This window comes from Methylacidimicrobium cyclopophantes, assembly GCF_902143385.2.
GTDB lineage: Bacteria > Verrucomicrobiota > Verrucomicrobiia > Methylacidiphilales > Methylacidiphilaceae > Methylacidimicrobium > Methylacidimicrobium cyclopophantes.
Map to the genome: position 1 here is coordinate 1 of NZ_CABFUZ020000261.1, position 7,328 is coordinate 7,328.

8 protein-coding genes are annotated in these 7,328 nt (G+C 59.9%); all 8 read left to right on the forward strand.

Annotated features, from left to right (window positions below; genetic code table 11):
• A partial coding sequence (locus FN369_RS10635; RefSeq protein ID WP_142526113.1) for a 3-deoxy-manno-octulosonate cytidylyltransferase occupies positions 1 to 565 on the forward strand: 565 nt, incomplete at its 5' end.
• Positions 562 to 2,166 carry a CTP synthase gene (gene pyrG, locus FN369_RS10640; protein ID WP_142526114.1) on the forward strand — a complete coding sequence of 535 codons (1,605 nt, stop codon included), beginning with the start codon at positions 562 to 564 and terminating at the stop codon, positions 2,164 to 2,166. The genes FN369_RS10635 and pyrG, both read left to right, overlap by 4 nt.
• A 1-nt stretch (position 2,167) precedes the next feature.
• Positions 2,168 to 2,962, forward strand: coding sequence for a 3-deoxy-8-phosphooctulonate synthase (gene kdsA / locus FN369_RS10645; protein WP_142526115.1), 795 nt, complete (start codon positions 2,168 to 2,170; stop codon positions 2,960 to 2,962).
• Positions 2,963 to 3,086: 124 nt separating this feature from the next.
• The gene (locus FN369_RS10650; RefSeq protein ID WP_246189675.1) at positions 3,087 to 3,548 is read left to right on the forward strand and encodes a hypothetical protein; all 462 of its coding nucleotides are present in this window, start codon (positions 3,087 to 3,089) and stop codon (positions 3,546 to 3,548) included.
• A complete protein-coding gene (locus FN369_RS10655; protein ID WP_142526117.1) occupies positions 3,545 to 4,069 on the forward strand; it encodes an LptA/OstA family protein in 525 nt (174 codons plus the stop codon). The genes FN369_RS10650 and FN369_RS10655 overlap by 4 nt, the downstream gene beginning before the upstream one ends.
• A 15-nt stretch (positions 4,070 to 4,084) precedes the next feature.
• Positions 4,085 to 5,287 carry an MGDG synthase family glycosyltransferase gene (locus FN369_RS10660; RefSeq protein ID WP_142526118.1) on the forward strand — a complete coding sequence of 401 codons (1,203 nt, stop codon included), beginning with the start codon at positions 4,085 to 4,087 and terminating at the stop codon, positions 5,285 to 5,287.
• Positions 5,227 to 6,876: a family 1 glycosylhydrolase gene (locus FN369_RS10665; protein ID WP_246189676.1), complete on the forward strand. Its 1,650-nt coding sequence runs from the start codon at positions 5,227 to 5,229 to the stop codon at positions 6,874 to 6,876. Before FN369_RS10660 ends, FN369_RS10665 begins: the two co-directional genes overlap by 61 nt.
• On the forward strand, positions 6,873 to 7,328 hold a 456-nt coding region (locus FN369_RS11730; RefSeq protein WP_142526119.1), incomplete at its 3' end, for an MBL fold metallo-hydrolase. The genes FN369_RS10665 and FN369_RS11730, both read left to right, overlap by 4 nt.

A 7,328-nucleotide genomic window follows, 5' to 3' on the forward strand; every position in this document is an offset into this window, starting at 1 on the left:
CGACCGGCGGATCCTCGAAGCCGCCCGTGCCTTCGGAGCCCGTGCGGAACTGACCCGACCCGACCATCGATCCGGTACGGATCGAATGGCGGAGGTAGCGGAACGGATCCCCGCCGACCTATACGTAAACTTACAGGGGGATGAGCCCGGTATCGATCCGGCAGAAATCGATCGGCTGATCGGCGAGATCGGATCGGCTCCCATGGCGACGTTTCGCCGCAAGCTCGCTCTTGAAGAAGCCGAAAATCCGAATGTCACAAAAGTGGTTTGCGACCGGCATGGTTACGCGCTTTACTTCTCCCGAGCGGCCGTTCCCTTCGTCCGCGACGTTGGTCGGGACGTGCCCCGATGGGCTCATGTGGGAATTTATGTGTTCCGAGCCGAAGCTCTCCGGCGTTTCGTCGGCTTTGCTCCGGGCGAATTGGAGCAGGCGGAAAGTCTCGAGCAGTTGCGCGCTTTGGAAAATGGCATGCCGATCCTAACCGTGCCCACCGCCATGCGCTGCTTTGGCGTCGACGTGCCGGAAGATGTCGGGCGCGCGGAGCGAATATTGGAAGAGAGATGAAATATGTGTTTGTAACGGGTGGGGTCGTGAGCTCCCTTGGAAAGGGGTTGACCGCTGCCGCGTTGGGCACCCTGCTCGAGCACCGGGGACTCAAGATTACTCTGCAGAAACTCGATCCCTACCTCAACGTCGATCCGGGAACCATGAACCCCTACCAGCATGGGGAGGTGTACGTACTCGAAGACGGGGCGGAAACCGATCTCGACCTGGGTCACTACGAACGATTCACTTCGGTCAAGCTCACTCGCAAGAACAATGCGACCACCGGCCAGATTTACGAATCGGTGATCCACAAGGAGAGGCGCGGCGATTACCTCGGGAAGACCGTCCAGGTCATCCCCCATGTTACCGAAGAAATCAAGGAGCGGATTCGAGCCGCGGCGACCGCCGGGGATTACGATTTGCTGATCACCGAAATCGGCGGAACCACGGGGGATATCGAAGGTCTCCCTTTTTTGGAGGCGGTCCGCCAGCTCGCCCTCGAGGTCGGCCCCGGCAACGCCCTCTTTCTCCACGTCACTCTTGTCCCCTACCTCCGCGCGGCCGGGGAACTCAAAAGCAAGCCGACCCAGCAGAGCGTCGCCAAACTTCGGGAAATCGGCATCCAGCCCAATATCCTCGTCTGCCGCTCGGAGTGGCCTCTGACGCCCGACGTGCGGCAGAAACTGGCTCTCTATTGCAGTGTGCCTCTGGAAGCCGTCGTGGAAGAGCTCGATTTGGAACATTCGATCTACGAACTGCCGCTTCTGCTGCAGAAAGAACGGCTCGACGAGCTTGTCGTACGATCCCTCCGCCTTTCTCTCCCTCCTGCGGATCTTCGGGATTGGGAAGCGTTCCTCCAGAGGATCCTTGCCCCGAAATACCGCGTCCGCATCGCTATGGTGGGCAAGTACATCGAACATCACGACGCTTACAAGAGCGTCTCCGAGGCCCTGGTGCATGCGGGGGCTTCCGTGCATGCCGGAATCGATCTCCTCTCCGTCGATGCGGAGGAAGTAGAGAAGCGGGGACCCGAGGAGCTCCTCGGCAAGGCACAAGGCATCATCGTCCCGGGAGGTTTCGGTCACCGAGGCGTTCAAGGAAAGATCGAGGCGGCGCGCTTCGCTCGCGAACGGAAGATCCCCTATCTCGGCCTCTGCCTCGGCATGCAAATCGCTGCGGTCGAATTCGCCCGGCATGTCCTCGGACTCGCCGAGGCCCACAGCACCGAGTTTCGCCCCGACACACCCGATCCGGTGATCTGCCTACTCGAGGAGCAGCGGCATACGGTCCAAAAGGGGGCTTCGATGCGGCTCGGCTCCTCCCAATGCCATCTGGTCCCGGGAACGAAGAGCCAAGCCGCCTACCGGGCCCTTTCCGCTCGGGAACGCCACCGCCACCGCTATGAGTTCAACAACGCCTACCGAGAAGCTTTCGAGCGGGCGGGTTTCCTTGTGGCAGGGACCTCCGAGGATACGAAGCTCGTCGAACTTTTGGAGCTCGTCGATCATCCCTGGTTCATTGGATGTCAATTCCATCCGGAATTTCACTCGCGCCCCAACGCTCCCCATCCCCTCTTCGCGGGCTTTTTGAGGGAAGCGCTGCGCCACTCCGCTCAATAGCATGTTTCCGGAGAGTCCATCCTTTTTTTTGATCGCGGGTCCTTGCGTGCTGGAATCCGAGGAGCTCGCCTTTCGGATCGCCTCTACGCTACAGGACATTGCCTCGCGTCTCGGGCTCGCGTTCTGTTTCAAGGCTTCCTTCGACAAGGCTAACCGCTCTTCCGTCGACTCCTATCGAGGACCGGGAATGGAGGCGGGATTGGAGGTTTTAGGACGCATCCGGGACAAATTGGGAGTTCCCGTCACCACCGACGTGCACGAAACCGCGCAGGCGGCAGCCGCAGCGGCCGTAGTCGATCTTCTGCAAGTTCCGGCCTTTCTCTCGCGGCAGACCGACCTCCTCTTAGCCGCCGCAGCAACCGGAAAGCCGATTAACGTAAAGAAGGGACAGTTCCTTGCAGCTTCCGACATGGATCGCATCGCGGAAAAACTCCGGTCCGGGGGCTGCCGGAGCTTCTTTTTTACAGAACGCGGGACTTCTTTTGGTTATCATGACCTGGTTGTCGACATGCGAAACTTGGCGCACCTGCGAAAGCGGGGATATCGGGTCATCTTCGACGCCACCCATTCGATCCAACGGCCGAGTGCGCTCGGATCGGCTTCCGGCGGAGATCGGGATTTGGCTTTTCCGCTGGCAAGAGCGGCCGTCGCGGTGGGAGTCGACGGTCTCTTTCTGGAAACTCATCCATCTCCCGAGCAATCGCCTTCCGACGGAGCCACCATGATCCCACTGGCGCAAGTTTCCTCGCTTCTCGAAAAGCTTTTGAAGATCCATGCAGCGGCCAAAGAGAGCTAATCCACGGAGAGCCGCTTCCCCACGCCGTACGGTTGCCTCCTGGAAGCGGGCGGCGCATGGGAAGAAGGGCGAACCTCTTTGGATCGCCCTCTGCATTTCGGCGGCCGTTTTCTCTCCCCAATGGATGCGGGCAGACTCCGCGTCGATCCCGCTTGGATCGGTGGTGAAGGAGTTTCGCCTCCCGCAAAGGAATCCCCAAGGGGAGCTGGAAGGAGTGATCACTGGGCGGGAAGCTCGGGCGATCAGCGTAAACCGGACCGAAATCCTGGAAATGAAGATCGAGCTCTACGATCAGGGTAAGGTAGGCACCACCATCCTTTCGCCGCGTTGCGACTTTTGGAAGCTCGAGGACCGGCTCAGCACCCAATCCGGTGCCGTCGTCGAGCGACCCGATCTGCGGCTCACGAGCCAAATTATGGACTGGGAAGTGGGAGCGCACCGAGGCGTCTTCCGACAGAATGTGCGCGTAGTCCTCTACCACCTACCGCTCGCCGATCCTGGCGGCGGGAAGAGCTCCGGAAAGAGTACCCCCGCCCTGAGGCAGGGAGGAGCTCCCGTCTTGAAGCCTCTGGAATCTTCCCCATGAAATCTCTGCTTCCGCTCCTTGCCTGCTCGATTCTCTTCGCCTCGTCGGTTCCCGAGCTTTGGGGGCAATTCCCCGAAGGGAAGCCTACGGAGCTCCAAAGCCACCCGGACGCTACGGTGGTGACTTCTAACACCTTCCGGTTGGATATGAACATCCATCAGGGATTTTTTAACGGCAACGTCATCATGGTCACCAACAACTTGCGTTTGAGGTCCAATGAAATGACAGTCTTCTTCGACGAGACCGGCAACCAAGTCAAACGGATGATCGCCCGGGGAGATGCCGTTCTCGAGCAGGCGAAACGGACGGGAAGGTCGAGTCAAATGGAGTACATCGTCGCCGAGAACAAACTGATCATGACCGGCAATCCCGAAGTGATCGACGACCAGAACCATGTCACCGGAACGGTGATCACCCTTTTCCGGGACACCGATCAGATGCAAGTCGACGGTCACAGCAAAGTCGTTCTCTACCAAGGGGAGAGCGCACCGCAGCAATCCCAGCCGGCGCCGAAAAGATAGGAGAAAATAGTCGCTATGTTTCGCCGAAGGGTCCTGATTCTTTCCACGAGTGCCGGCATGGGCCATGTGCGGGCCGCCGAGGCATTGGGCAAAGTCTTCCGCCTCCAACCGGAAACAGAGGAGGTTTTGACGGTCGATGCCCTCAAGTTCACCAACAAAATCTTCCGCGACTTCTATTCGAGCCTCTATATCCAACTGGTGGAAAAGGCCCCCACCTTCCTCGGCTGGTGGTACAAGATGACCGACGAGCCGTGGAAGACCGACCGAATGCGTTTGATGCTCGATCGGCTCCATACGGGTCCGCTCGTCGAGTTCATTGAAAGCTTCGCTCCGGACATCACCGTCTGCACCCACTTCCTCCCTGCGGAATTGATCTCCCACTGGATCTCGCAAGCCGGGTTGCGCACACGCCTGTCGATCGTCGTGACCGATTTTCATTTCCACGCCATGTGGCTCTGTCGGCTCTTCCACCGATATTTCGTGGCCACCGAGGAAACACGCGTCCACTTGAGTCGGCTTGGTCTTCCGGAAGAACGGGTCACCGTCAGCGGCATCCCGATCGACCCGGTGTTTTCCCAACCTCTCGATCGCTCCGAGGCTCGCCGCGCTTTAGGACTCAATCCCAATCTCCCGCTTCTTCTCGTTTCCGCCGGCGCGCTCGGCGTCGGCCCCGCCGAAGTCGTCGTCGAATCTCTCCGGAATGTGACCGTGCCTGTGCAGATCGTCGTCGTCTGCGGGAAGAATCCCACGCTCCGAGAACGCCTTCTCCAAACGAAAGCCGGGTGGAAGAATTCCTCCCCACTCAAGGTGCTCGGCTTTACCCAAGAGATGCATCGGTGGATGGCCGCTGCAGATCTCCTGATCGGCAAGCCGGGAGGGCTCACCGCCTCGGAAGCCATGGCCAGAGGCCTCCCGATGGTAGTCGTGGCTCCGATTCCGGGTCAGGAGGAGCTGAACAGCGACTACCTCCTCGAACAGGGCGCCGCGATCAAGTGCCACGAATTCACCACGCTCGCCTATAAGGTGGACTCTCTCCTTTCCAATCCCGCCCGCCTGCAATCGATGCGGGAGGCGGCTCGAAACGCGGCCCACCCGAACGCGGCCCAGACCATCGTCCGCCGCTTGCTGGAAGACGAATACGAGGAGCCAGAACCCATTTGGATCAATCGCAAGCAAAAGCATCAGATCGCTCAGGTAGCCAAGGCAGTGAAGCTCTAACGGAGAGCCTCGGCCTGCCGGAGCTCCCTCTTCGGGCTCCTCTTCTGCCTCCGGTAGCCCCGCTCCCGCCCTTTCTCTGGGGAGTCGCCACCTCCGGCTATCAACACGAAGGGGGGGTCAACGGTGTTGGCGAGCCTCTCAACAACTGGGCTTGGGCCGAGCGCGAAGAACTGGTGGAAACTTCGGGACGAGCCAGCAACTTTTGGGAACTCGCCGAAGCGGATTTGGAGCGAGCCGCGCGGCTCGGTCTCAACGCCTTTCGCCTAGAGCTTTCCTGGAGTCGAATTCAACCGATCTGCACCCTTCCGGATCCCGAATCGGGCGCGCCGCCACCACCCTTCGATTTCTCCGCGCTCGAGCGGTACGCCGCGATCTTAGCCCACTGCCGGCGTCTGGGACTCGAGCCGATCGTTACCCTTCACCATTTCACCCACCCCGCTTGGCTGGGACTCGACGCATGGCTGCGTACCGAAACAATCGACCATTTTGTCGCCTATGTTCGCTATGCCGTTCCCCAGCTCCTCGAGCTCCTTTCGGAGAAGCACGGCGTTCTCCCACCCCGCATCTACCTCACGATCAACGAACCCAACATGCTGGCAGCCTGCCATTACCTCTACGGCTACTTTCCGACGGGGCCGGCACGCGGAGCGCACTTCCTCGCCAAGGTCCTCATGCACCTCTTGGAAGCACACACCCGCATCTTTCAAGTCATCCACGAATCCTACAAAAAAGCTCCCGTCCAGCCGCTCATCGGATTCAATAACTACGCGAACAATCTCTATTGGCTCGATCAGGCCTGGATCGACCTCCTCCATTGTCCCCACCGAGGGATCCCGAAGCAGAAGATCTTCTCCCACCTCTGGGAAAATGCCCGCCGATTCGATCGGGAATTTGAACGGGCACAATTTCCCACGCTTTCGCCCGTCCGCAGAATCCTCGGCAATGCCGTCAAGACTCTGCAGCACTTCCTCGCCTACGCCGCCTCTCTCGGTGACTCCTGGGATCGCCTGATCGACGTGATCTACTCCTGTCCAACCCGTCCTTTGGATTACATAGCCTTCGATTACTATGATCCCTTCGTCGAGCATGCCTTCCGCTGGCCCCATTGGCGCGACGAGCTTCCCCGCCGGAACAAGACCTTTCACGAGTGGGTCTTGGAGGGCTTTACGAGCAAGTGGTGGGATTGGCACATGCTCCCCGAAGGGCTCGCCTTCGTGATCCAGCAGCTCCGTCGCTTCGGACTTCCCCTTCTGATTGCGGAAAACGGGATCGCCTATCGGGGCCATTCTTCCGGTGCCTTGGAACAGCGGGCCGACGCGGTCCGCCGCACCGACTATATCCGCACCCATGTCCAGATGGTCACCCGTCTTTGGGAAGAGGGAGCACCCCTCTTCGGCTACCTCTACTGGTCTCTGATCGACAACTACGAGTGGGGGAGCTATACTCCCCGATTCGGCCTCTACTCGATGGGTGTCCCCGACTCTTGGGAACGCAAAGAAAGCGGTCTCGACGGCGAAAATCCGGCGCAGACTTATGCCGAGGAAGTGGCTTGCGCCCGGCAACGGATGAGTCGAACGAAGTCCGCATGAGCCACAAGCCCCAAATCTTCGCGGGCGGCCCCCTCCGGACGAACGCCTATCTCTTTCCCGGCGAGGACGGGTGGGTCTGCGTCGACGCGCCGCAAGGGATCCTGACTTTCCTGCGCGAGAAAAAGATGCGCGTCGAAACTCTCCTTTTGACCCACGGCCATTTCGACCACATTTGGGATGCGGCGGCGCTCGTCGCCGAACACGGCGCTACCGCCTACGCCCATCCGGCCGACATCCCCCTCCTGCGCCATCCGATTGGTTCCCAAGCCTACGGAATTCCTGGCAGATGCGCTCCTCTCACGCAGGTGACCCCTCTGCCGATTCCGCCGCACGGCTCAATCCGATGGAGCTGCAGCGGCCATGAATTCGTGCTTTTCCATATTCCCGGCCACTCTCCCGGCAGCGTCGCCTACGATCGGAAGAGCTCGTATGCCGTCTTCTGCTTGAAAAAA